21 protein-coding genes are annotated in these 23,741 nt (G+C 58.9%); 6 read left to right on the forward strand and 15 right to left on the reverse strand.

The features are described from left to right. From ED661_RS07845 to ED661_RS07870, 6 genes are all read right to left on the reverse strand, one after another. Window positions 1–273, reverse strand: a 273-nt coding sequence (locus tag ED661_RS07845) for a F0F1 ATP synthase subunit epsilon (protein WP_122073382.1), incomplete at its 3' end; no start/stop codon positions are given. A gap of 11 nt (window positions 274–284) precedes the next feature. Next, window positions 285–1,709 (reverse strand): F0F1 ATP synthase subunit beta, encoded by a 1,425-nt coding sequence (atpD, locus tag ED661_RS07850; RefSeq protein ID WP_122073383.1) that lies wholly within the window; start codon window positions 1,707–1,709, stop codon window positions 285–287. 21 nt (window positions 1,710–1,730) lie between these two features. Further along, window positions 1,731–2,609 (reverse strand): F0F1 ATP synthase subunit gamma, encoded by an 879-nt coding sequence (locus tag ED661_RS07855; protein ID WP_122073384.1) that lies wholly within the window; start codon window positions 2,607–2,609, stop codon window positions 1,731–1,733. Between the two features lie 12 nt (window positions 2,610–2,621). Continuing rightward, window positions 2,622–4,160, reverse strand: coding sequence for a F0F1 ATP synthase subunit alpha (gene atpA, locus ED661_RS07860; protein WP_122073385.1), 1,539 nt, complete (start codon window positions 4,158–4,160; stop codon window positions 2,622–2,624). Next, complete coding sequence (locus ED661_RS07865; protein ID WP_122073386.1) at window positions 4,161–4,721, reverse strand: F0F1 ATP synthase subunit delta; 561 nt, start codon at window positions 4,719–4,721, stop codon at window positions 4,161–4,163. Between the two features lie 416 nt (window positions 4,722–5,137). Further along, entirely contained in the window at window positions 5,138–5,884 is a 747-nt protein-coding gene (locus tag ED661_RS07870) for a class I SAM-dependent methyltransferase (RefSeq protein ID WP_122073387.1), read from the reverse strand. 61 nt (window positions 5,885–5,945) lie between these two features. On the opposite strand from ED661_RS07870, the gene gloB reads away from it, so the two are divergent. The 3 genes from gloB (at window position 5,946) to ED661_RS07885 (ending at window position 10,234) form a co-directional block, all read left to right on the forward strand. Next, window positions 5,946–6,713 (forward strand): hydroxyacylglutathione hydrolase, encoded by a 768-nt coding sequence (gene gloB / locus ED661_RS07875; RefSeq protein ID WP_174214167.1) that lies wholly within the window; start codon window positions 5,946–5,948, stop codon window positions 6,711–6,713. A 201-nt stretch (window positions 6,714–6,914) separates the two neighbouring features. Then, window positions 6,915–9,245: an ATP-dependent Clp protease ATP-binding subunit ClpA gene (clpA, locus tag ED661_RS07880; RefSeq protein WP_122074061.1), complete on the forward strand. Its 2,331-nt coding sequence runs from the start codon at window positions 6,915–6,917 to the stop codon at window positions 9,243–9,245. A 2-nt stretch (window positions 9,246–9,247) separates the two neighbouring features. Further along, window positions 9,248–10,234, forward strand: a complete 987-nt coding sequence (locus ED661_RS07885; protein WP_122073389.1) for a M23 family metallopeptidase — start codon at window positions 9,248–9,250, stop codon at window positions 10,232–10,234. A 37-nt stretch (window positions 10,235–10,271) separates the two neighbouring features. Here the strand turns inward: ED661_RS07885 and ED661_RS07890 are convergent, their stop codons facing one another. From ED661_RS07890 to ED661_RS07900, 3 genes are all read right to left on the reverse strand, one after another. Beyond that, window positions 10,272–12,647, reverse strand: coding sequence for a peptidoglycan -binding protein (locus ED661_RS07890; protein ID WP_122073390.1), 2,376 nt, complete (start codon window positions 12,645–12,647; stop codon window positions 10,272–10,274). Between the two features lie 3 nt (window positions 12,648–12,650). After that, a complete protein-coding gene (locus ED661_RS07895; RefSeq protein ID WP_122073391.1) occupies window positions 12,651–13,877 on the reverse strand; it encodes a biopolymer transporter ExbB in 1,227 nt (408 codons plus the stop codon). A 76-nt stretch (window positions 13,878–13,953) separates the two neighbouring features. Next, the gene (locus ED661_RS07900) at window positions 13,954–14,484 is read right to left on the reverse strand and encodes a gamma-glutamylcyclotransferase (protein ID WP_122073392.1); all 531 of its coding nucleotides are present in this window, start codon (window positions 14,482–14,484) and stop codon (window positions 13,954–13,956) included. 71 nt (window positions 14,485–14,555) lie between these two features. Between ED661_RS07900 and ED661_RS07905 the strand changes: the two genes are divergently transcribed. After that, entirely contained in the window at window positions 14,556–15,557 is a 1,002-nt protein-coding gene (locus ED661_RS07905; protein WP_122073393.1) for a DUF2125 domain-containing protein, read from the forward strand. A gap of 187 nt (window positions 15,558–15,744) precedes the next feature. Here ED661_RS07905 and ED661_RS07910 read toward each other — a convergent pair whose 3' ends face one another. From ED661_RS07910 to ED661_RS07930, 5 genes are all read right to left on the reverse strand, one after another. Beyond that, window positions 15,745–16,647 carry an extensin family protein gene (locus tag ED661_RS07910; RefSeq protein WP_122073394.1) on the reverse strand — a complete coding sequence of 301 codons (903 nt, stop codon included), beginning with the start codon at window positions 16,645–16,647 and terminating at the stop codon, window positions 15,745–15,747. Then, window positions 16,644–17,564 carry a prephenate/arogenate dehydrogenase family protein gene (locus ED661_RS07915; protein ID WP_122073395.1) on the reverse strand — a complete coding sequence of 307 codons (921 nt, stop codon included), beginning with the start codon at window positions 17,562–17,564 and terminating at the stop codon, window positions 16,644–16,646. The genes ED661_RS07910 and ED661_RS07915 overlap by 4 nt, the downstream gene beginning before the upstream one ends. Beyond that, window positions 17,561–18,652, reverse strand: a complete 1,092-nt coding sequence (hisC, locus tag ED661_RS07920; RefSeq protein WP_122073396.1) for a histidinol-phosphate transaminase — start codon at window positions 18,650–18,652, stop codon at window positions 17,561–17,563. Before hisC ends, ED661_RS07915 begins: the two co-directional genes overlap by 4 nt. A 155-nt stretch (window positions 18,653–18,807) precedes the next feature. Then, a complete protein-coding gene (locus ED661_RS07925; protein ID WP_122073397.1) occupies window positions 18,808–20,457 on the reverse strand; it encodes a peptidoglycan-binding protein in 1,650 nt (549 codons plus the stop codon). A 91-nt stretch (window positions 20,458–20,548) separates the two neighbouring features. Then, window positions 20,549–21,973 (reverse strand): aminotransferase class V-fold PLP-dependent enzyme, encoded by a 1,425-nt coding sequence (locus tag ED661_RS07930; protein WP_122073398.1) that lies wholly within the window; start codon window positions 21,971–21,973, stop codon window positions 20,549–20,551. A gap of 107 nt (window positions 21,974–22,080) precedes the next feature. Between ED661_RS07930 and ED661_RS07935 the strand changes: the two genes are divergently transcribed. Both ED661_RS07935 and ED661_RS07940 read left to right on the forward strand, forming a co-directional pair. Beyond that, window positions 22,081–22,542 carry an Lrp/AsnC family transcriptional regulator gene (locus ED661_RS07935; RefSeq protein WP_122073399.1) on the forward strand — a complete coding sequence of 154 codons (462 nt, stop codon included), beginning with the start codon at window positions 22,081–22,083 and terminating at the stop codon, window positions 22,540–22,542. 23 nt (window positions 22,543–22,565) lie between these two features. After that, complete coding sequence (locus tag ED661_RS07940; protein ID WP_122074062.1) at window positions 22,566–23,060, forward strand: ATP-binding protein; 495 nt, start codon at window positions 22,566–22,568, stop codon at window positions 23,058–23,060. A 38-nt stretch (window positions 23,061–23,098) separates the two neighbouring features. On the opposite strand, the gene ED661_RS07945 is transcribed toward ED661_RS07940, so the two are convergent. Next, window positions 23,099–23,671, reverse strand: a complete 573-nt coding sequence (locus ED661_RS07945; RefSeq protein ID WP_122073400.1) for a hypothetical protein — start codon at window positions 23,669–23,671, stop codon at window positions 23,099–23,101. Between the last annotated feature and the right edge of the window lie 70 nt (window positions 23,672–23,741).

Here is a 23,741-nt window from a genome sequence, read left to right on the forward strand (position 1 = left end):
TGTATAAGASWCATCCATTGGGATTGCCTTTTCAGCGAGGACCGAAAGGGCCTCAGCGCTGATTTCGGCAAAACCGCCAGTGACCACGAACTCCGAGTTGCCTTGCGAGCTTTCAACCCGCAGGACACCCGGACGCAGGGTGGTGATGGTGGGTGCATGCATCGGCATCGCCGTCATGTCACCCTCCGCGCCAGGGATCTGCACCGCGTTCACCTGGAGCGAAGCAAGGCTACGCTCCGGGCTTACGAGGTCAAATTGCATGGTATCAGCCATCAGGGCCCTCCTTAGGCCGCGTCAGCAGCCATTTTCTCGGCTTTTGCGATCACTTCATCGATGCCGCCAACCATATAGAAGGCGCCTTCGGGGAGGTGATCGTATTCGCCAGCCACAACGGCCTTGAACGACGCGATAGTGTCTTCCAGCGGAACCTGCTTACCGTCGGCACCGGTGAAGATCTTAGCAACATCAAACGGCTGGGACAGGAAGCGTTCGATCTTACGCGCACGGGCCACAGCCAGTTTGTCGTCTTCGGAAAGCTCGTCCATACCAAGAATGGCGATGATGTCCTGCAGCGATTTGTAACGCTGAAGGATCTGCTGAACGTCGGTGGCGACAGTATAGTGCTCGTCACCAATGATCAGTGGATCCAGCAGACGCGATGTCGAACCCAGTGGGTCAACCGCAGGATAGATACCTTTTTCCGAGATCGCACGATCCAGAACGGTTGTCGCATCCAGGTGCGCAAACGAGGTCGCAGGTGCAGGGTCAGTAAGGTCATCCGCAGGAACGTAAACGGCCTGAACGGAAGTAATCGAACCATTTTTGGTCGAAGAGATCCGTTCCTGCATCGCACCCATGTCGGTGGCCAGTGTTGGCTGGTAGCCAACCGCCGAAGGAATACGGCCCAACAGAGCCGAAACCTCGGAACCCGCCTGTGTGAAGCGGAAGATGTTGTCCACGAAGAACAGAACGTCCGAGCCGCTGTCGTCACGGAACTGTTCCGCCAGGGTCAGACCCGACAGAGCAACCCGCATACGCGCACCGGGAGGTTCGTTCATCTGGCCGTAGACCAGCGCAATTTTGGAGTCGACCAGGTTCTCGGGAACGATAACACCGGATTCGATCATCTCGTGGTAAAGGTCGTTGCCTTCACGGGTCCGCTCACCAACACCGGCGAAAACGGAAACACCGGAGTGCACCTTCGCGATGTTGTTGATCAGTTCCATGATCAGAACGGTTTTACCAACGCCGGCACCGCCGAACAGACCAATTTTACCACCCTTGGTGTAGGGGGCCAAAAGGTCGATAACCTTGATACCTGTGGTCAGGATCTCGGTTGCGGTGGACTGCTCTGCGAATGCAGGTGCGTCGCCGTGGATGCCACGTGTTTCAGTGGATTCTACGGGGCCCTTTTCGTCAACGGGCTCGCCGATGACGTTCAGGATACGGCCCAATGTTGCGTTGCCAACTGGAACCGAGATAGGCGCGCCGGTGTCGGTCACGTCCTGGCCGCGAACCAGACCTTCGGTTGCGTCCATTGCGATGGTACGAACAGTGTTCTCACCCAGGTGCTGAGCAACCTCGAGAACCAGGTTCTTACCGTTGTTGTCTGTGGTGACGGCGTTCAGGATTTCCGGCAGGGCATCCTCGAACTGCACGTCCACAACGGCGCCAATCACCTGCGTGATTTTGCCTTTTGCGTTTGCCATGTGTTTGTCTCCGGTTGTCTCTTAGAGCGCCTCAGCGCCCGAAATGATTTCAATCAGCTCGTTGGTGATGACGGCCTGACGCGAGCGGTTGAACTCGATTGTCAGCTTGTCGATCATCTCGCCAGCGTTACGTGTGGCGTTATCCATCGCACTCATCCGGGCACCCTGTTCGGATGCACCATTTTCCAGCAGCGCCGAAAAGATCTGGGTCGATACGCCACGGGGCAGCAGATCGGCAAGGATTGCCTCTTCGCTGGGCTCGTAGTCGTAAACGGCCGAAGAGGTCTCTTCAGCGGCACCGCCCTCGTAGGAGGCCGGAATGATCTGCTGCGCTGTTGGCACCTGGGTCACAACATTGACGAACTCTGCAAAGAACAGGGTCGCAACATCAAATTCACCAGCGTCAAAGCGGGTCAGGATATCCTTTGCGATGTCCTGCGCATTGGCATAGCCGATACGTTTGACTTCGCTCAGGTCCACGTGGCCGATGAAATCATCGGCAAAGTCGCGGCGCAGTGCGTCGCGGCCCTTTTTACCAACGGTCAGAATTTTGACCGTCTTGCCTGCAGCCTTCAGCTCTTGAGCCTTCAGGCGTGCCAGCTTGGAAATATTGGCGTTAAAGCCACCGCACAGCCCCCGTTCGGAGGTCATGACGACCAGCAACTGCACCTGGTCGCTGCCGGTGCCGCGAAGCAGCTTGGGCGCTGAATCGCTGCCACCAACCGAAGCCGCCAGCCCCGCCATCACGGCATTGAACCGTTTGGTGTAGGGACGGGAATCTTCGGCAGCTTCCTGGGCGCGGCGAAGTTTCGCCGCGGCCACCATTTGCATGGCTTTTGTGATCTTACGAGTGCTTTTGACACTCGCGATCCTGTTTTTCAGGTCCTTGAGATTTGGCATTGCCTTATCCCCTTACGCGAAATCTGCGGCGAATTCGTCCAGCGCTGCTTTGATCTTGTCGGCAGCATCGCCCTTGATCTTAGGATCTTCAGTCGAAATCCACTCGAGCAGATCAGCGTGCTTACCGCGCAGATGCGCCAGCATGCCTTCTTCATAACGGCCAACAGCCTTTACGTCGATCTTGTCGAGGTAACCCTGTGTACCAGCGAAGATCACGCAGACGATTTCTGCGTTGGTCAGCGGCGAGTACTGAGCCTGCTTCATCAGTTCGGTCAGACGGGCACCACGGTTCAGCAGCTGCTGAGTGGCGGCGTCAAGGTCGGAACCAAACTGAGCAAAGGCCGCCATTTCGCGGTACTGAGCCAGTTCCAGTTTCACCGGACCCGCAACAGACTTCATCGAGTTTGTCTGAGCTGAGGAACCAACACGCGAAACCGACAGACCGGTGTTCACAGCAGGACGGATGCCCTGGTAGAACAGTTCGGTTTCCAGGAAGATCTGGCCGTCGGTGATCGAGATCACGTTGGTCGGAATAAAGGCGGAAACGTCACCACCCTGGGTCTCAATAACGGGCAGAGCCGTCAAGGAACCAGCGCCGAAGTCTTCGTTCAGTTTGGCCGAACGTTCCAGCAGGCGGGAGTGCAGATAGAAAACGTCACCAGGATAGGCTTCACGTCCGGGCGGACGACGCAGCAGCAGGGACATCTGACGATAGGCAACAGCCTGCTTGGAAAGGTCATCATAGATGATCAGACCGTGCTTGCCGCTGTCGCGGAAGTATTCTGCCATCGCGGTTGCGGCATAGGGTGCCAGGAACTGCAGAGGCGCAGGATCGGACGCGGTTGCAGCAACCACGATCGAGTATTCCATGGCGCCGGACTCTTCCAGCTTTTTCACCAGCTGAGCAACAGTCGAACGCTTCTGACCAATCGCAACATAGACGCAATACAGTTTCTTCGACTCGTCGTCGCCTGCTGCATCGTTGTAGGATTTCTGGTTCAGCATGGTGTCGAGCGCGATAGCGGTCTTACCAGTCTGACGGTCACCAATGATCAGCTCACGCTGGCCACGGCCAACGGGGATCATCGCATCAACAGATTTGAGGCCTGTCGCCATCGGCTCGTGAACCGATTTACGTGGGATAATGCCAGGTGCTTTAACATCGGCAACGCCACGCTTTTCAGCGTTGATCGGGCCTTTGCCGTCCAGCGGGTTACCCAGACCGTCAACAACGCGACCCAGCAGCTCGGGGCCAACTGGAACGTCCACGATCGAGTTGGTGCGCTTAACAGTGTCACCTTCTTTAATGTCGCGGTCAGAGCCGAAGATAACGATACCTACGTTATCGGCCTCCAAGTTCAGCGCCATGCCCATAATTCCACCAGGGAATTCGACCATTTCACCAGCCTGAACATTGTCGAGGCCATAAACGCGGGCGATACCATCGCCAACGCTCAGCACGCGACCAATTTCAGCCACCTCGGCTTCCTGACCAAAATTATTGATCTGGTCTTTTAGGATCGCAGAAATTTCTGCTGCTTGGATACCCATTTATCCGACCTCTTTCATTGCGTTCTGTAGGGAGTTGAGCTTGGAGCGGATCGAGCTATCGATCATCTTCGAGCCCACTTTAACGACAAGACCGCCAATGATGCTTTCATCGACGGTTGCATTGATGGTAATCTTTTTGCCCACGCGCTCTGCCAAGGTCTTGGCCAGCTTTTCGCTCTGGGTCTTGGTCAGTGCCTTGGCCGAGACAACCTCGGCTGTCACTTCACCACGGGCTTCTGCCAGGCGATCCCGCAGCGCGGTGATCAGAGCAGGAACCACAAACAGACGGCGCTTTTGCGCCATCAGCGACAGTGTATTGGCCAGAACGGGTGCCAGACCCATCTTGGCAGCAATTGCTGTAATGGCTGCACCCTGCTCATCCCGAGAAATCAGCGGTGAGCTGATCAGGTTTTGCAGATCGTCACTGTCAGCCAGGGCAGCTGCCAGATCATTGATGCTGGTTTCAAGGCTATCGAGCGCCTTGCTTTCTTCGGCGATCTCAAAGACCGCAGTGGCATAGCGCGCAGCAATGCCTGCTGAAATCGAAGCTGGTTCGGACACGTCCACCCTTCCGACATTTGGCCCCGGTTAGCATGTCTGCGAGGCAGACGGCGTCCGGGGGCGTGAGCAAGCCCTACCAAAGCGGCAGGACGTTAAAATCAGCGTGGATGTAACAGAGCGTTAGCATCCTATCAACTGTCTATAGTCCCGAGGGTGATTTCCTTGCCATCAATGTTTTCAATGGGTTAGCTAAAGTGCGGCTCTTTGCCCCCCTAAACAGGAGCATTTTTATCTACGTTGCGGCAGCAAATTACGATTCCTCGCCGGGCAAAAACGACAAGATCGTCGCCCGATTACCCTGTCGCGAGCGGCAAAAGTTCAAGGCCTCGTGACAAAAAGAGGAATCAGAATCATCTTCGGACAGCAAAATCCCGCCTGAAGACCTCAGAAACTACCGCCGCATCGGGCTCGCCATATCAGATCGGTTCTGGCAGCGGATTCGACAGCCCTTCCAGAACCCGGATCGGACTGGACCGCTTCACCTTGGTCATATGCCCATGCTGCGGATGTGTCTGTTTGCTGACCTCAACCAAAAACACGCCCCCCGCCAGCACGGTGGGCAATTGCCGCCCCACCCGCTCAAACAGGGGACCAGATTTCAGCCAGAACCGCTTTTGGCTGGGCAAGCGATACAGTGCAGCCGCATGGCGTTCGATGGTGAATTCATGCAAGCGCAGCTGGTTCTCAAGCTGGATAAGGGTATAGGGACGCCCATAGCCAAAGGGGGTCTTGTCTGACCGGGCCCAAAACCCTGCCCGGTTTGGCACCACAAAGATAGCGCGCCCCCCCGGCCCCAGCACCCGGTGGCACTCCTCCAGCACCTGGGTTGGCCGTTCAGAGGTCTCCAACCCATGCATTACCACCAGCCGGTCCACCCGGCCGGTTTCGATGGGCCAGGAGGTCTCTTCGCACAGGACCGAGACATTGGGCATTCCCGCAGGCCACTGCATCACCCCCTGGGGCCCCGGCATCAGCGCCAAGACTCGCCGCGCCTCAGCCAGATAGGGGCGCATCAAGGGGGCCGCAAAGCCAAAACCCGCCATGGTCTGCCCAGCTGCCTCAGGCCAGAGTTCCAGCAATCGGTTGCGCACCGAAGCCTGCGCCGCACGACCCAGGGTGCTGCGGTAGTAAAAATTCCTAAGATCCTGAACATCAAGATGCATTGCGGGTGCCTGCTGCTTGGGCCAATCTATGGGCAGTGTAACAATGGAGAGGCGAAAGACCATGCCCCTGGAAATCATTACCCTGCCCTGTCTCTCGGACAACTATGCCTATCTGTTGCATGATGCCAAGAGTGGTCGAACCGCTTTGGTGGATGCCCCAGAGGCCGCAGCGGTGAAATCCGCACTCGCCGCGCGCGGCTGGGGGTTGGATGCGATCCTGCTGACCCATCACCACTATGATCATATCGACGGGGTTGAGGAACTGCGCAGCGCCTATGGTGCCGCGGTCTATGGCGCATCGGCCGATGCCGACCGCCTGCCGCCCCTGGACCAGGCGCTGGACTATGGCGCGCGCTTTGATCTGTTTGGCGAAGAGGTCCAGGTACTGGATGTCTCCGGCCATACAATTGGTCATATCGCCTTTTACCTTCCCCAAAGCGCAGCCGTCTTTACCGCTGACAGCCTGATGGCGCTTGGCTGTGGCCGTCTGTTTGAAGGCCCACCAGAGATGATGTGGGAGAGCCTCAATCGTCTGATGGCCCTGCCGCCTCAGACCATGGTCTATTCCGGCCATGAATACACCCAATCCAATGCCCGCTTTGCCCTCACAATCGAGCCGGACAATGCCAACCTGCAGCTTCGGGTTGATCAAATTTGCGAGAAACGCGCCAAGGGTGAAGCCACGGTTCCGCCACTTTTGCAGTTGGAACTGGACACAAATCCGTTCCTGCGTGCTCATCTGGACGAGGTGAAAAGTGCAATTGGCATGGAAGATGTTGATAGTGCTGAAGTTTTTGCAGAGATTCGGCGTCGAAAAGACAGTTTCTAGAGTGTGACGGCAGGATTGGGGCCTTCGGAAACCGGGTGCAATTCAACCGCTTTCAAAAGAAATGTGACCTAAATTTGAAAGAAAGTCCTTGAAGCTGCCGCTCTATCAACCAAACTCTAATACTATGACGACATGGTTGATACATGGGGAAGAGGCAGAACGCCGATGCCCCGGTCAACCCAAGAACAGAGGAGCACGCCCGTGCCTTCATTCTCGAGCACACTAGAACAAGCCATTCACGCCGCGCTCGCGCTGGCGAATGAGCGGCGCCATGAGTTTGCCACGCTGGAACACCTGCTGTTGGCTTTGATCGAAGAACCAGAAGCTGCCCGCGTCATGCGCGCCTGCGGCGTTGAGCTGGGTCAGTTACGCACTTCGCTGATTGAATTTGTCGACGAGGACCTCGCCAATCTGGTGACCGATGTCGATGGATCAGAGGCCGTGCCGACGGCTGCCTTCCAACGGGTCATTCAGCGCGCCGCCATCCACGTCCAAAGCTCTGGCCGCACCGAAGTGACCGGCGCCAATGTCTTGGTGGCGATCTTTGCAGAACGCGAGAGCGACGCCGCCTACTTCCTTCAGGACCAGGATATGACCCGCTATGACGCGGTGAATTTCATCGCCCATGGCGTGGCCAAGGATCCCGCCTTTGGCGAATCCCGTCCCGTCACCGGCGCCCCGGAGGGCGAAGAGGAATCCATGGGCTCTGTCCCCCCCGGTGAAGGTGACAAGAAAGAGAGCGCGCTGGACAAATACTGCGTCGATCTCAACGCCAAATCGCGCGAAGGCGACATTGATCCGCTGATCGGCCGTGGCCATGAGGTAGAGCGCTGCATTCAGGTGCTGTGCCGCCGCCGCAAGAACAACCCATTGCTGGTGGGTGACCCTGGTGTTGGCAAAACCGCCATCGCCGAAGGGCTGGCCCGCAAGATCGTCCAGGGCGAAGTGCCCAACGTTCTGGCAGAGACCACCATCTTCTCGCTCGACATGGGCGCGCTACTGGCGGGCACCCGTTATCGCGGTGATTTTGAAGAACGTCTCAAGGCTGTGGTGACCGAGCTGGAAGACCACCCAGATGGTGTGCTCTTCATTGATGAGATCCATACTGTCATCGGCGCCGGCGCCACCTCTGGCGGTGCCATGGATGCCTCCAACCTGCTGAAACCTGCCCTGCAGGGCGGCAAGCTGCGCACCATGGGCTCAACCACCTACAAAGAGTTCCGCCAGCATTTTGAGAAAGACCGCGCCCTGGCGCGTCGGTTCCAAAAGATCGACGTCAATGAACCCTCCGTGCAGGACGCTGTAGAGATCCTCAAAGGACTGAAACCCTATTTCGAGGAACACCACAGCATCAAGTTCACCGCCGATGCGATCAAATCCGCTGTTGAGCTGGCCGCGCGCTACATCAACGACCGCAAATTGCCCGACAAGGCCATCGACGTGATTGATGAAGCCGGGGCCGCCCAGCATCTGGTGCCGGAAAGCAAACGCCGCAAAACCATCGGCGTGAAAGAGATCGAAGCCGTGGTGGCCAAGATCGCCCGCATTCCGCCCAAGAGCGTCACCAAGGACGATGCCGAGGTGCTGAAAGATCTGGAGAAGAGCCTCAAGCGGGTGGTCTTTGGCCAGGACGATGCCATTGATGCGCTCTCCAGCGCCATCAAACTGGCCCGTGCCGGACTGCGTGAACCAGAAAAGCCCATTGGCAACTACCTCTTTGCTGGTCCTACCGGTGTCGGTAAGACCGAGGTCGCCAAACAGTTGGCCGATACGCTGGGTGTGGAACTGCTGCGCTTTGACATGTCGGAATACATGGAGAAACACGCGGTTTCCCGTCTGATTGGTGCCCCTCCCGGCTATGTCGGCTTCGATCAGGGCGGCTTGCTTACAGATGGGGTTGATCAGCACCCTCACTGCGTGCTGCTGCTTGATGAGATTGAAAAGGCACATCCGGATGTCTTCAACATCCTGCTGCAGGTGATGGACAATGGTCAGCTCACCGATCACAACGGGCGTGCGGTAAACTTCCGCAACGTGGTGCTGATCATGACCTCCAACGCTGGTGCCTCGGATATGGCCAAGGCAGCCATCGGCTTTGGCCGCGATCGTCGCGAGGGCGAAGACACCGCCGCGATTGAGCGCACCTTTACGCCGGAGTTCCGCAACCGTCTGGATGCCGTGATTGCCTTTGCACCACTGCCCAAAGAGGTGATCCTGCAGGTCGTCGAGAAATTTGTGCTGCAACTGGAAGCTCAGTTGATGGACCGCAATGTTTCGATTGAACTCACCCGCAAAGCCGCCGAATGGCTGGCGGAGCGTGGCTATGATGATCGCATGGGGGCGCGTCCTTTGGGAAGGGTCATCCAGGAGCACATCAAGAAACCGCTGGCCGAAGAGCTGCTCTTTGGCAAGCTGGCCAAGGGTGGGCTGGTCAAGGTTGGCATCAAGGATGGCAAGCTGGATCTGCGTATCGAGGGTCCAACCAAGCCGCGGATCTCTGGCGACAAGCCGCCATTGCTGACAGCCGACTGACCATGCGGCGACCTTTAGGAGCACTCCTCCTCTCGCTCGTCACGGCCCCCGCCGTGGCGAGCGATTTCACCTTACAATGGCCGCTGGATTGTCGCCTTGGCGAGACCTGCCATATCCAGCAGTATGTCGACCATGTCCCCGGCCCCGGCTCCCAGGACTACCAATGCCAGGGGTTGAGCTATTCGGGGCATAAGGGCACCGATATCGCCCTGCCCTATCTCAGCGACATGCAGGTCGGCGTCAAAGTTCGCGCTGCTGCCCCCGGCATTGTTCAGGGGGTGCGCAACACCATGCCTGACGCCTATTCCACCGCGGAAAACGCCGAGTTGCTGCAGGGCCGCGAATGTGGCAACGGCGTTGTGCTGCGTCATGAAGGCGGCTGGGAAACCCAGTATTGCCACATGAGGCAAGGCTCTGTCAGGGTGCAAAAAGGGCAGCGGGTTGCGGCCGGTACCGCCTTGGGTGAAGTTGGTCTTTCAGGCAAAACCCAATTCCCCCATCTGCACCTGTCACTGCGCCAGAATGGCACTGTCATTGACCCCTTTGCCCCTGAGGGACGCCAAGCCTGCAACAGCACCGCAGATCCAGACGCCCCCAACCCAGCAAGCCTCTGGGCGGATCCGATTGAGTATCAACCCGGTGGATTCCTCGGCGCGGGATTCGCTGCGCATGTTCCTGAATTTCAAGCGATCAAATCCGGCGAGGCCTCTGGCATCCGGCTCACCACAAAATCACCAGCGCTGGTGTTTTGGGCCTATGCCTTTGGAGGGCAAAAAGGTGACCGGATACGCCTGACCATTTCTGGGCCAAAGGGCGTGTTTTCCGTCCATGAAATCACCCTTGAACGTGACCAGGCCCAGTTTTTTCGCGCCTCTGGCAAACGCTTGCGCAGCAAGTCCTGGGATTACGGACGCTATACCGCCTTGGCTGTTTTGCTGCGTGATGATGAAGAAATCGACCGCATCGAAGAAGTGGTCGATCTCAGATAACCCTGCCAGGGACCGCCGCGTCCGGAGTTGCAGCGGGTCAGCGTTCGGTGAACTTCAACTCGATACGGCGGTTCTGGGCGCGGGCTTCGGGGGTGTCATCGGTATTCACCGGCTGGAACTCACCAAAGCCATTGGCCGCCAGGCGGCCCGGCGCAATGCCTAGGTTCTCGATCATAAAGCGCACCACAGACAGCGCCCGTCCCTGGCTGAGTTCCCAGTTATCGCTGTATTTCTCACTGCCGCCCATGGCCGTATTATCTGTGTGACCGTCGACACGGATAATCCAGTTCAGCTCTGGTGGGATCTCGGCAGCAACCGTTTGCAGGATCTGCGCCACCTTGGCGATCTCGCCCTCGCCTGCGCGCGACAGGTCCGCACTGCCCGAGGCAAACAGCACCTCTGAGGCAAAGACAAAACGGTCCCCTTCGATCCGAACGCCCTCCTGGCTGCCCAGAACATTGCGCAGACGGCCAAAGAACTCAGACCGATAGCGCTCCAGCTCTTCAGCCTTGGTTTCCAGGCTTTCTGCCTTGCTGGCCAGTTCCGCCGCCTCTGCCTCCAGACGCTTACGCTCGGTTTCTTCCAGCAGACGCCGGCGACGCTCTTCTGAGGCCGCCCGTGCCAGCGCGGAGTTCAGGTCCTGACCGAGGTTTTGCAACTGCACCTGTTGCGCCACATCCCGCGCCTGGTAGTCATCCAGAATGGCCTGCAACCCACCCAGTTGTTCGCGCAGCGCCGCAACCTGTTGGTTCAGCAAAGCGGTCTCTCGCTGCGCCTCAGCCGAGATGGTTTTCTGACCTGACAGAGCGGCCTGCGCCTGCGCCAAGAGGGCCGCACGCTCCTGCGCTAGGCTACGGTCGATTTCTGCGCCGCTTTCAGCCTCTTGCTGTGCGTTCAGGGCCGCCAGAAGCCGTTGCTGCAAGATCACCTGATCGCTGGCCGCTGCCTGAGCCATCTCCAAAGCGTCCAGCGCTTCCAACAGGCGCAGCTCGACCGAGGCGCGTTCCTCAGCGGTGGAGCTGGCAGCACTGCTTGCCGCTGCCAATTCATTTTGGGCCTGCAACAGTTCCGCCTCTAACCCGGACATCACCGAGGCGGCATCGGCCTGCAAACGGGACAGCTGGGTTTCGATCCGACGCTGGGCCTCATCCGCCTCAGCACGCTGCGCTGCCAACTGTTGCTCCAGCTGCAAAACGGATTCGGCCTGCTGCGTCTGCAGCCTCGCCAGCTCGCTTTGATATTGTGTCTCGGTTTCGACATTGGCGGCCCGTTGCCGCGCCAGCTCTGCCTCCAGTGCCGCCTTGTTCTCTGCCGCCAGACGACGGGCGCCCTCCAGCTCACTGTTGAGGCGGTCCTGCGTCGAGGTGCTGTCTGCGCGCAGCCGGTTCAGCTCAATCTCCAGCGCCGCAACACGGCCTTCAGCGGCAGATTGCGAGACCTGCATCTGCGCCAATACCCGGGTCAGGCGCTCAGCCAATTCATCCCGTTGCAGCGTTTGGGCCTTGGCCGCCTCCAGCGTTGCCAGGGCTTGCTCCAGATCTGTGTTCAACCGTTCCCTGGCCAGCTCCGCCGCCGCCAAAAGCGTCAGCGTGTCCTCGGCCTCTTGCCTTTGTCGTTCCAGTGACAGTGTCATCGCGGTGAGTTCTGCATCCGCTGTTTCCAGCCGCGCCCGCAGCGCCTCGGCGGCGGCGGCCTCAACCAAACGTGCTTCTTCCTCGGCGCTCAGCTGGGCGTTCAACTCTGCCAGCTCACCAGCCCGCAGATCCCCCTCCGCTTCGAGATCCGCAATCAGCGCCTCCAGCGCTTCGCGTTTGGCAGCGGCGAGTCGGGCGTTTTCAACGCCCAGATCTATTTCCTCGCGGGCCTGCGCCAGCGCCAGGTTCATCGCCTCAGCCTCGCTGATCAGCGAGGTGCGTTCAGCCTCCAGCGCGTCTTTGGTGCTGGTCAACTCTGCAATCTGAGCCTGGGCAGCATCGCGCCCGGCAATGAAGGCCGCAACCTGTGCCTCAAAGGCAGTGATCTGGCTTTGCGCCTGTACCAAGGCAGCCTGTTGCTGATCGCGCTCAGCTGTCAGACCAGCAATCACGGCCCGCTGCTGGTCCAATGCATTCTGCGCCTGAGCCAGATCGCTTTGCGTGGTGGAAAGCGTTGAGCTGAGCGCGCCAAGTCGCGCATTAAGGCGGCTATTGTCGCGCTCCTCCAGCCCCAGTGCATTGGCCAGGGCCTGCACCTCGGAGGACAGCTCATCCAGCTGGCTTTCCTGGCCGGTGATGGTTTCGCGCAGCACAAACTGCACCACCATAAAGATGGTCAACAGGAACATCAGAACCAAAAGAAGGCCAGTCATGGCATCGACAAAGCCCGGCCAGATCGAGTTCTGGAAACGTTGCCCGCTGCGCCGCGACAGGGCCAAGGTCTACTCCTCGCCCTGCAAAAAGTTGGACCCGGGGGCCTCAGGGTGTTGCGCAGGCTCAGGCGCTTGACGTCCGCGGCCACGCGGCACCGCAAAGGCCTTTACCATGAGGTCGATATCCTTGCGCAGCTCCGCCAGGCTCTCCTGGCGACCGGCAGAAATCTCTTCCAGGATGCGCAGCATCTGAACGTCGATGGAGCGCAACCGCATACGGCTTTCGGCATCCATGCCAACATCACCATGGGCGCGCATGATTTCGGTGAGGGTCTCCTGCCCCACCGCGACGCGATCCAGCGCGTTGGAAATGCTGGTGGCCTGGTCCTGCCGGGCATTCATATCGGTAATCGCATCCACCAATTGCGACAGCTTGTTATCAACCTCGGCACGGCTGGAGGCATTCTGCGCAAACATCGCCTGCAGCGCATCCATCTGTTCCGCCATAGTGTCCAGCACTTCGGAGACAACCCCAGTCTCGCCAGTACCGCTGCCCTCTTCACCAGAGGAAAAGCTTACCCGCGTGAAGGAGGAAAGCCATTCTTCCAATTCGCGGTAGAACCGGTTCTGGCCGTGACCCGCAAAAAGCTCCAACAGACCGACGATCAATGATCCCGCCAAGCCTAACAGCGAGGAGGCAAAGGCAACCCCCATGCCGCCCAGCTGTGCCTCAAGCCCGGTCATCAGGCGATTAAACACTGCAATGCTTTCTTCGCCCTCCTGTGGTGCGAGGCTGCGAATGGTATCCACAACTGCGGGCACAGTTGTTGCCAGCCCATAGAAGGTCCCCAAAAGACCCAGAAAAATCAGTAAGTTGACGATATAGCGGGTGATTTCACGCTCTTCATCCACCCGTTGCGCCACTGAATCCAGGATCGACCGTGTCGACGAAGACCCCAATTGCATCCGTGCCGCCCGTGAGCGCAGCAGCGCCGCCAGGGGGGCCAGAAGCGAAGGCGCGCTTTTCTCGCCGCGGCTGCCGCCAGAGGCAAAGCTTTCAATCCAGCGCACAGAGACGATCAACTGGAAGACCTGCCAGAAACAGGCCAGGACACCGATCACAAAGACAATGACGATAAATCCGTTCAGCCAGGGATTGGCCTGAAACACCGGCAGCACCTTGGGCAGGGCGACAAAGATACCAAAGCCCGCCAGGCCAAGCGCGATCAACATCAGGATGATTTGCCGGACCGGTTGCGAAAACTGCGGCCGCGTCTTGCGGTCTGTATGGGCCATATGCGGTGCGATCCTGTCAGTTCTTTGGCGTATTTGTCACCGGAGCTTAAGGGAAAGAGGCAAAAGCACCAAGGCTTTATGCCGTTATTTGCCGCACCCGCATCATCAGCCACTCCAGTTCGGCGTCGCCCAGGCCAATCTCGCTCAGATGTTCGGCGGTATTGTAGAGATATTCGGTATTGGGACCACGTCCGCCCACCGCTGTGGCGATGATCTGCGCCTGTTTCTCCAGCGCCATGCCACCGCAATATTGTTCATGATGCGGGTCGATCACATAGGTTACCGCCTCGACCTCTTCGCCGGTGTGCAGGGCGACCATGAGATCGCGCTCCAGATAGGCGGATGAAATCAACTCGCGCTCGCGCAGATAGGCCAGGGTTTTTTCTTCTTCGCCACTGGCAACCGACAGGGCCAAGCCCTGGCATTGTGATCCAGCAATCTCATCCAGCGCCAGCACCAGGCCAGGTGCTTCCTCGCTGCCCCGGTGATGGATCGAGGACATGCAAAAGGAGCGGGCATAGCCCTGCAAAGTTGCAACCTCACGACGCGCAACCGGAAACCCAGGGTTCCACAGCAGCGATCCATATCCGAAAACCCACATTGTCATGATCTATGGCCCTTTTTATCCGCCGTCTATAAACAGCAAAATGCAGGCTAAAAAAAGAGGGTCTTTGCAGAATGCGACTGCTGAAATGGCTCAGCCTTGGGGCTGCGGTATGGGTATTGTATTGGGGGCTGGCGGCCTGGGGGCTGCGCAGCGGCTTAGAGGCCTGGTTTGGCGAGCAACAACGCCAGGGCTGGCAGGTCGCTTATGGTCCGATTTCCACCGGTGGCTTTCCGTCCCGCCATAGAACCCGGCTTGAGCAGCCGCTGCTAGCCGATCCCGGCACCGGCGTCGCATGGAGCGCAGATTGGATCACGTTTGACAGCCCGGCACTCTGGCCCGGCGCCCAGAGCCTGCGGTTCCCTGCCACTCCGCAGCGGTTTTCCTTCTTTGACCAGAGCCGCAGCCTGATCGCTGAAGAGATGCGCGCAGAGCTCCACCTGGCCCCTGGGCTGGCGTTGGAGCTGGAGCAACTCTCACTGACCAGCCGGGCCTGGCAGATCAGCGACCGCGACGGACCACTCTGGCAGGCGAAGGATCTTGTGCTGGCGATGCGGCAAATGACGCCGCCAGAACAGTATCACCTGAAGGCCGAGGCACAGCAGTTTTCTCCCAGTGCCCTGATGAGAAGTGGGTATGGCCTGCTAAACGATGATTTCCCGTCGGGTTTTGACGCTCTGGGGCTGCAGGCTGACGTGACATTTGACACCCCCTGGGATCGACGCGCCATCGAATTACGGCGGCCGCAAATCCGCCAAATCCACCTGGGTCTGGCCAAGGCCCGTTGGGGGGATATGCTATTTAGGGCCGCGGGCACACTACAGGTTGACGAAAAGGGACGCCTGAGTGGGGAGCTGGCGCTGCAGGCGGAAAACTGGCGCGCCATTCTGGACATGGGGGAGCGGCTGAGCCTGCTGCCGCCAAGTAGCCGCGGTGCGGTGGAAAAAATACTGATGCTGTTTTCAACCGGATCAGGCCGCACGGCAAAGATAGATACAACTCTGCGCTTTCATGAGGGCCAGATGTGGGTCGGCCCACTGCCGATCGGCACCGCACCGCTGCTGGTTCTGCGCTAAAGTAAGCACCGTCAAAAGCTTCGTCTGGAGCAACAACGCAGGGGGGGGGCTCCCGCCTGATCTGGGCATTCCTGCCGAATGCCACGCCTCAGTTGGGCCTGGCGCCGCGCAAAATGCGCGGCGCGGTCGCACCTAGAACCAAGGTTACAAAAACCAAATACCGGAGCGTTCCAGCCCCGCAGGTTGCCTAGCGGCAATAAGGGCCGCCGCGATGGCGGGCCACATCCACATGAAAGTGATCGCGATGATAGCGATCTGCCTCAGGTCCCAGCACGGTGCCAAAGGGGCCGCAGGCCGCCTTCCAGATCCGTCTCATGGGTTTGCGAGTTTCACGCGAGGTCCAGCCTTCAAGCACCGTCACCAGAGTGCCATCCTCCAGCTTGAAACCCGAGATATCGATGGCCTTGCCGCGCCCATGTTCCGAGATCCGCCCCCCGGGGCGATTGTTACGGGTGCGGCAGGCGTAATGCGCCGCGACGCGCAGGCTGACAACCTTGTTGCGGCGACCAAAGGCCGTCTCAACATCCTTGGATACCCAGTTTTTCAACGCCTCGGCCATCTCGCAGGTCATCACGGAACCCTGGCTGAGCGTGACCCCTGCAACAGAGGTCACTCGTACTGCATCGCTGGCACCACAGCCTGGCATTGCCGCCTCGACTGCGCCGATGGCCTTGCCTTGGATTTCAATATCGCCACAGACCGAGCCTTTGCGCTGGCGGCGGCGCTTGAACAAGGCCTGCTCGACAACGGTGTCGGGGCGCACAAAGGGCACCAGGGACTGATCCAAAACACTGGGCACCAGATCAACAGGCAAGGCAGCTGCCGCCAAAATCTGCGCTGAAACGGGTCGTACAACAGGGCGCAGGCCGTCCGGCGTGACCAAACCAATTTGTTCAAGATCAGCCAAGGCACCACCCGACGACTGCGGCAAGGTAGCCGTACTGGTCACAGCCCTGGAGCTGGCGCGATCTATCGGCCGCAGGGAGACCTCAGGCGCTGAGGCATTCAGCGGGGCTATCCCCGTGACGGACAACACTCCTGCAGCCAAGACCACCAAAACGCCCGATCTGATGCGCCCCAGCCCGATCATGATTTATGAGCCCGGCCAAAGTCGGGGGCGGCCGTGTCCTGCCCCGCCTCAATAATGCCGCGACGGATGGCACGGGTGCGCGTAAAGTAATCATGCAAATGATCCCCGTCACCAGTACGGATCGCCCGCTGCAGCGCAAATAGCTCCTCAGTGAAGCGCCCAAGAATTTCCAGCGTTGCCTCCTTGTTGGTCAAAAACACATCGCGCCACATGGTTGGATCCGAGGCCGCAATACGGGTGAAATCCCGAAAACCCGCCGCCGAGTATTTGATCACTTCGCTGTCGGTGACCCGGCGCAGGTCATCCGCCACACCCACCATTGTATAGGCAATCAGGTGCGGCGCATGGCTGGTGACGGCCAGCACCAAATCATGGTGGTCGGCGTCCATTTCATCAACATTGGCGCCCATGCCCTCCCAGAGGGCGCGCAGCTGGTCAACCACCGCCCGGTCGCTGCCCTCAACCGGCACCAGCAGGCTCCAACGGTTGTCAAACAACTCGGCAAAGCCCGCCTCGGGACCGGAGTGTTCGGTGCCCGCCAGGGGGTGCGCCGGAACAAAATGCACGCCCTCGGGAATATGTGGTGCCACGGCCTCGATCACATGGGCCTTGACCGAGCCCACATCCGAGACGGTTGCGCCGGGTTTCAACACCGGGCCAATCTCTGACATCACCGGACCCATGGCGCCAACTGGCACGCAGAGCACCACCAAGTCGGCCCCCTCAGCCGCCTCAGCCGCGCTGTCGCAGATCCGATCACACAGACCAATGCGGCGCGCGGTATCGCGGGTCTCGGCACTGCGGGCATAGCCGGTGACTTCGCCTGCAAGACCTGCGCGCTTCATCGCCCAGAACATCGAGGAGGCAATCAGGCCAAGGCCAATAAGGGCAACGCGATTGTAGATGACAGTGCTCATACGGGGACCTGCTGTGACTTGAATTCTGAAATGGCCGCGATCAGCCGGTGGCAGGCCGCTTCATCGCCGATGGTGATGCGCAGGGCAGTTGGCAGGTTATAGCCGGCCACCCGGCGCACAATCAGCCCCTGGGTCTGCAGATAGCTGTCACAGGCCTCGGCCTCGGCCTGAGTGGCAAAACGCGCCAGAATGAAATTGGTGCAGGAGGTATCCGAGGCCACGCCCAGCTCTGCCAGGGCGGCGGCCAGCCAGCTGCGCCATTTGGCGTTCTCTGCCCGGCAATGATCGATATAGGCGCGATCGCGTACCGCGGCCTCGGCCCCGGCCAGCGCTGTTGAGGAGACGTTGAAGGGCCCCCGCACCCGGTTCAGCACATCAACAATTGCCGCAGGCCCATAGCCCCAGCCAATCCGCGCCCCGCCCAATCCGTAGATCTTGGAGAAGGTCCGGGTCATAAAAACATTGTCCCGCGCCCGTATGATCTCAGCGCCGGCGTCAAAGCCTTCGACATATTCCGCATAGGCTCCGTCCAGAACCAAGAGCGCGCCTGCGGGCAACCCATCGGCCAGACGGGCCACTTCAGCGGCAGAAATCATCGTGCCAGTGGGGTTGTTGGGATTGGCAATGAACACCAGTTTGGTGCGCTCGGTGCAGCCCGCCAGCAGGGCGTCCACATCGGTAACGCGCTCGCGCTCGGTCACTTCCACCGGGGTGGCACCTGCCGCCAGCGCGCTGATGCGATACATGGCAAAGCCGTGCTCGGTATAGAGCACCTCATCCCCCGGACCTGCAAAACACTGGCACAGGAAGGCTATGATCTCATCGCTGCCCGCACCACAGATGATCTGCTCCGGGGGTAGCCCCTCAACCTCGCCAATCGCCCCGCGCAGAGCTAGATGGTCCGAGCTGGGATAGCGATGCATCTTGGCCGCCGCCTCTTGCATGGCTGTAATCGCAAGCGGGCTTGGCCCCAGTGGGTTTTCATTGGAGGAGAGCTTGACGGTGTTGCTCACCCCCGCCACATGGGCCGCGCCGCCCTGATAGAGAGCGATATCCATAATACCGGGCTGCGGCGTGATCTGGGTCATACTTCGGGCTCCTTGGTTCCCCCTCGTAATAGCGAGGCCCAAGCCAATGGGAAAGCGGCAAGATTACTGCGCCTGCGCAATTGCCACAGGAACGGGCGGTATGGGTCGAAATTGCAAAACCACCCCGCCTGAACCGCGTTGCCATCCCGGGCTGATCACTTGGCCTTTTGCAGTTTCTTCAGCTTGGCCTCGGCCTTTTTCTCCACCATGGCGGTGAGATCTTTGCGCAATTTTGCATCCTTGCGCATGGCCTCCTCCATGGTCTTTTGCAAAACCTTGGCGGACTGCGAACCATCAGAGCCTTCCAGAGCCTTATTGGCAAAGGCCACAAAGACCTTATCCTGCAAAGCACCCGCCACCTCCGCATAGATCGCGGGACCGTGTTTTTTGGCAAACTCTTCTACCGCATCGGCGCCGTATTTTGCCACCAGATCCCCCTTCCAGACCGGATCCATCACCCGCGGGATCAGTTTTTGCGCCAGGAACCCCTGGGACTTGGCCAGGTAGCTGGAGCCAAACCCAGACACCGCCTTCATCGGCCCAGAAGACATAATGCCCCCCGAGAGCACCTTGACCACCGCGTCTGTGAATTCTTTCTGATTGGGGGCGCGCCCCTTTTCCACCAGAGGCTTGAACAGCATGATCGCTTCTTTGGCGGCATTTTTGACCATCTCGGCACCGACACCGGTGGTGAAAACCTTTTCCATAAACAGGATCAGCGATTTTTGTGAGAAGGTTTGGAACATCTTTGAGGGCAATTGGGCCGCCACCTTGGTGGCAATGCCTTTCAGAAAGGTGCCGCTCAGTTTACCGCCTGCAGCCCCTGCAGCCCCGGCAAACATCGTGTCCAGCGCCACCTTCTTGGCCGCCCCTTCCCAAGTGACCTTGTTGCCCGCCAGATATTCGCCAAACTGCCCGGCGCTGGATTTCATCGCCTCGGTGCCCGCTGCCGCAATGGCGTGGGCTTTGACAGGGTTCATGCCCTTGGTCGCAACCAGGCGCGCGGTTGCATAGACTTCGATCACCGTAAAGGAGGTCTCGCGTACGATTTCCAGGGTAAAGACCGCTTTGCTGGCAGTGCCAATGCGGGCCTTGATAAATTTGTCAAAGGCCTTTTGGCCAGTGTTATAGACCCGCGTGGCCTTGGCGTCCTGCTTTTGCACCTTGGCCCAATCTGGTTTGGACCGGCTTACCAGAGACTTGAGACTACTGGCCTCGGAGCGGGCGTTCAAGATGGGTGTCCAGGGCGGGTCGGTGTTTTCGTTCAGGGTCGACATGGTGAATTCGGCAATCGCCATCATCATGCCGTCTTCGGCCTGACGGGTTTTTTCCACGTCATTGCAAAAATCCACCCAGCATTCCGCCTGCCCCAGCATCATATTGGCTTTGGACAGGATCTCATGTTTGAGCGCCTTTTCTCCGGCCTCAAACTCGCGCATCTCAACCTGCTTGGTCTTGCCCTCTTCCTTGACCTCATAAACCGAGACCTTTTGGTCATTTGCGATCATCGCCTGCAGCTTGGCCAGCCCCGCCTTCCAGGTGCGCATGCCGGGATCGACGATGCCATCGGGTTTCTTGAACCCAAGGGCATTCTTTTGAAAACTGCGGATATCCTTGATCAGCCCCGCGTCGCATTTTTGCGAAATGGCGATTTTGCCAAAGCCATTGGCCTTGAGCATCAACCGCACCAGCTCCACATCAGCGCCTGCGTTTTTGACCGGTTTGAACTTCCCCTCGCCAGACTTGGCGTCAGGTTTGGTAATACGGTTTTTATCCCCCACAGGGGCCGACAAATTGAGTGCCATAACAGGGCTCCGAGTAAAAAAATAAACAACTCAGTCAGCCTGCCACAGGATTTTTAATCTGTCATGGGGGTTTCGCCTTTGCTTTTCCCCTTCATGCGGCGCGGGATTGAAAGCGCGCGGTTTTGGGATCTGCCAGATAGGTCTCTGCCAGCTCTTCGGCCCGCTGTGTCAGATCATTCACGCTGTCGATGATATACTGCACCATCTCTTCCTCCATCAGGTAGGAGAAGTTGAGCCTGACCCAGCCAGGTTTCTGCAATTCCTTGCCGGATTCGAGCGCCGCGAACAGGGCTTCCGACTCGTCGCGTTCAATGCCCAGCAAACGGTGCGCATAGGGGCCGGCACAGGCGCAACCGCCCCGGGCCTGAATGCCGTAGTGGTCGCTCAGCATGCGGGTAAACAATTGCTGGTGCACAGCTTCCCCCGAGATGCCTTTGACCGTGAAAGAGAAAATCGGCAGGCGATGTGCGCTCTCGTGACCGAGCAACGTGAGCTGCGGATTAACCGCCCAACCCGCGCGCGCCATTGCGGCAAACCGGGCCTCCTTGGCGGCGATTTGCGCCTCGCCCACGGCCTCTTTCACCAAAAAGGTCAGCGCGGCGCGGATATCCCCGATCACATTCGGGGTTCCCGCTTCTTCGCGGGCTGCCAGATCCTCGCTGTATTCATGCCCCCAGGGCGAGACAAAGCTGACTGTCCCGCCTCCCGGCCAAGAAGGGCAGCGACGCTGGACTGCACCCGTATTGACCAGCAAAACCCCGGATGCCCCTGGCCCGCCGGGGAATTTATGCGGCGAGACCACAACGGCATCCTTATGGGCGCCATGTTCGCCTGCCATCGAGATCGGCAGATAGGGTCCGCCGCCCGCATAGTCCCAGATCACCAACCCGCCTGCGGCATGCATCATGCGGCTGATGGGGTCGGGATCGGTGACAATCCCGGTCACGTTTGAGGCCGCCGAGAAACTGCCAATGATCAAATCACAGCTGGCGTGGTCGTGTAGCGCACTCTGCAAGGCTGCCAGATCGACACCTCCTTCAGCCGCTTCCGGGATCTCGACCACCTTGGCCTTGCTCTCCCGCCAGGGCAGAATGTTGGAGTGATGCTCATAAGGGCCGATAAAGACCACCGGATTGAAGGCCTCATTCACCCCAAACAGGCTGACCAACCGATTGAGCCCAGCCGTGGCCCCCGATCCGGCAAAGACCACCGCATCCTCTGGCCCGCAATGGGTCACCCGTGCGATCTCAGCCCGTGCAGCGCGGCGCAACCGGGTGACATAGGAGCCGCAAAAGGACGCTTCGGTATGCGAATTGGCATAGAACGGCAGGACCTGGGAAGTGATGAACTCTTCGACCTGCCGCAAGGCGCGACCCGAAGCCACATAGTCCGCATAGACCAGTGGTACATCGCCAGCGGGCCCAGGGATCATGACTCCATCGCCAATGACGCCGCTTGCAAGGCTGCCGTCGGTTGCCGCCAGGGCTAGGTCTTTTTTGAATGCTTCCAGGGTCATGCGCGCGTCTCCGATTGATCGTTTCACCGATACTCCTATGTCAGATGCCCATATTCACCCCCAATGACTGATTGATTTCACCTAATTCTGTGTCATATGATCGTTAAATGACCAATTCTGTAGATCACATTGACTTGAACCTCCTACGTGCCCTGCAACGGGATGCCAGCCTGTCGCAACGTGAGCTGGCAGATGTGGTTGGCCTTTCGCAGAACGCCTGTTGGCGACGATTGAAGGCGTTGAATGACAAGAAGATCCTGCAAGGTGCCACAATGCGCCTGGACCGCGCCCAGCTGGGGCTGGATCTGGTGGTCTTTGTGATGCTGCGTACCCGGCATCACTCGGCGGAGTGGCTCGACACCTTTCGCCGCCATGTGCTAACCATCCCCGAGGTGGTGGATTTCCACCGCATTGGCGGCGACTACGATTATCAGCTAAAGGTCGTCACCCAGGATATGGGCAGCTATGACCGGGTCTATCAGCGGTTGATCAGCGGCGTTGAATTAGACAGCGTGACCTCCTATTTCGCGATGGAAACCATCGCCGAGGCCCGCCCATTGCCACTGTGAACCCAGATCAGGACACCACAGCCATGACCTCTTCCAAGCCCAAACTGCATGTGATCTGCGGTAGGATTGCAGCAGGGAAATCCACCCTGGCCGCCAGACTGTCAGAGCCTGCTCACATTGTCTGCATCAGTGAGGATGACTGGCTCTCGGCGCTCTACGGCACGCAAATGCAAACTGTGCAGGACTATGTGAAGTTTTCCGCCAAGCTGCGTGAGGTGATGACACCGCATATTTCGCAGCTGTTGAAAGCTGGGCTCTCTGTGGTGCTGGACTACCATGCAAACACCATCGAGAACCGGCGCTGGATGCGCGAATGCGCCGCCCAGGCGGGGGCCGAGGTTCTGCTGCATCTTCTGGAGGTGGATGAGGAAACCTGCTGGCAACGTCTACTGGATCGCAATGCGTGCAGGGAGCATCCGTTTCAGCCCAGCCGGGCGCAGTTCATACAGATCTGCAAACACTACGCCCCGCCGCAGCCCGAAGAAAGTTTTGCTATCCAGATCCACCGAGCTGGATAGCACCAGTCTACCCTATGTTTGTGGTAGGTGCCCCCGCCTCAGTGGCCAAAGGCCTTGTTTGGCATCCAACGGGGGCGCTTGCCCTCTGGCCCCATGCGCATGTGCAAACAGGCGGTGCCAAGACGTTGGAAATACAGGATATCAACCTTATACCAACCCGCCGAAGGCACCTCTACCTCGCTCATGATGGTGGTGTCGCAGGCCTGACGACCATCGAAACGTCCAACCACCTGCCCGCCAATTCTGGCCCGCAGCCCATCGTTGGTTAGAAAATCAATGTTATGAATCCCCGGTTTGGCAAAATGCACATAGCCCTTGATCCCAGCCACCACATGCTCTGCTCTATTGGAGGTCAGGGTCATATCCCCCTCATTGGTGTCGCGGTAGTCCAACCCAGACAAGGGGCGGCCACGTTCGGACTTGATCTTCAAGGCTGAAGAGGCATCAACTAGATTTTTGACATCCACCGGATAGGCATAGCGCACCGCCAGCCCCGGTTTCAGGCCAGAAGGCTGCGGATTGGCGGGTTGCAGTTTCAAAGGCGCCGCGCTGAGCGCCGTCGCGCAGGCAACAACAATGGCGGCAATTGTACCGGTCAAAAGACGTTTCATTTCACACTCCCGTTTTGCCAGGCTTCTACTTGGCCCAGCCAATTTTTCCCACGGTAGCGACGATTTCCTG

The sequence above is a fragment of the Pseudophaeobacter sp. EL27 genome, assembly GCF_900313025.1.
Classification (GTDB): Bacteria; Pseudomonadota; Alphaproteobacteria; order Rhodobacterales; family Rhodobacteraceae; genus Pseudophaeobacter.